Source organism: Pseudomonas sp. EA_65y_Pfl1_P113 (assembly GCF_963970525.1).
Classification (GTDB): Bacteria; Pseudomonadota; Gammaproteobacteria; order Pseudomonadales; family Pseudomonadaceae; genus Aquipseudomonas; species Aquipseudomonas tritici.
This window is the reverse complement of record NZ_CAXAQM010000102.1, coordinates 1-1,068: the sequence shown is the minus strand read 5'-3', so window position 1 is coordinate 1,068 and position 1,068 is coordinate 1. Positions and strand designations below refer to the sequence as shown.

Genomic DNA, 1,068 nt, shown 5'->3' with positions numbered 1-1,068 from the left:
GCCTCTCGTTATCACGTATTCCAAGCGGTACTTTTGAACGGCTGCAGAACTGAGAGAAGCTGAATTCAACTCAAATCTTTCACCTTGATTGAGCGCCCATAGCTTTCCAACAAGGCTGTCATCAAGTGCCACCTCTTCAGCTGTCTCCATCAGATGCCGTGTATGCAGTTTTTTTTGAAGCCTAACGCTTCTGGCCATGGATCAACCTACCAATAAACAGTCCGAAGATCGGCATGATAATACTGGAACGCGGAGATGACCGCTCTGGGGCTATTTCAGCCGGTTCCGACAGGCAGCTATTGGCCGATTTCTGCCTGTCGTAGCGGGCAGTAATCGGCCAGAACCGGATGTTTAAAGCTGGGGCAATGAACTCGTCGAATTTCTTCCCGCTTTAAGAGTTTGCCGACGCGCTTTTACACACTCTGGGCTGGCAAGTAGAGTTAGGAAATCAACTCGTCCCTTTTTATAAAGTAGGTGCAAATGGTGGCTCCCTTCGTTCTCCAGGACTTTGATGTTGGATGGGTCGCCACCGACGCCGTCGGGCAGGTTGCGCTCTTCACTACGGGGGGGCCGGGGCCGGTTCCTGATTCCGCAATGCCCTCCGTCGAAAACTCCGAAGAATTTGTCCTTTCATTGCCGGAGGTGTCCGATATAGATCGGGTCACTGCCAGGGCTGGCGTAAACGCTTTCGTTGAATTTGCCAAACGTGGGTTCTTCGCGTACGACTGGTCAGACGTTCATCGCGATTCACGCCAGGCCTTGAGGGGGTATGAGCTGCAATGCCGCCCACTGAATCCACTGACACTTTTCGATTTGCCTGCCCCTTTACGGGCATTAGCTGAGGCTACTCGGCTATCTGATGTAACCTTCGGAGCACCCATCATAGTGATAGGTGATCAGGTTTCTTAGCCTTCATTCGGCGATTCGGAGCCGCTTTTTTGGTATCCGCTCCACGAACCCCACATTTCAAGCAGATAGCTGACGGCTGATGCTGTGCTCCCGATTTCCCTCAGGAGCCCACCACCATGATGCGTCCCAATGCCAGCGTCGAAAAAGTCTACCTCTACC

General features: G+C 52.5%; 1 protein-coding gene. It reads right to left on the bottom strand.

What is annotated here, in order from left to right; genetic code table 11:
- Nucleotides 1-198, bottom strand: a 198-nt coding sequence (locus AACY52_RS28465; protein ID WP_339561090.1) for a hypothetical protein, incomplete at its 3' end; no start/stop codon positions are given.
- Between the last annotated feature and the right edge of the window lie 870 nt (nucleotides 199-1,068).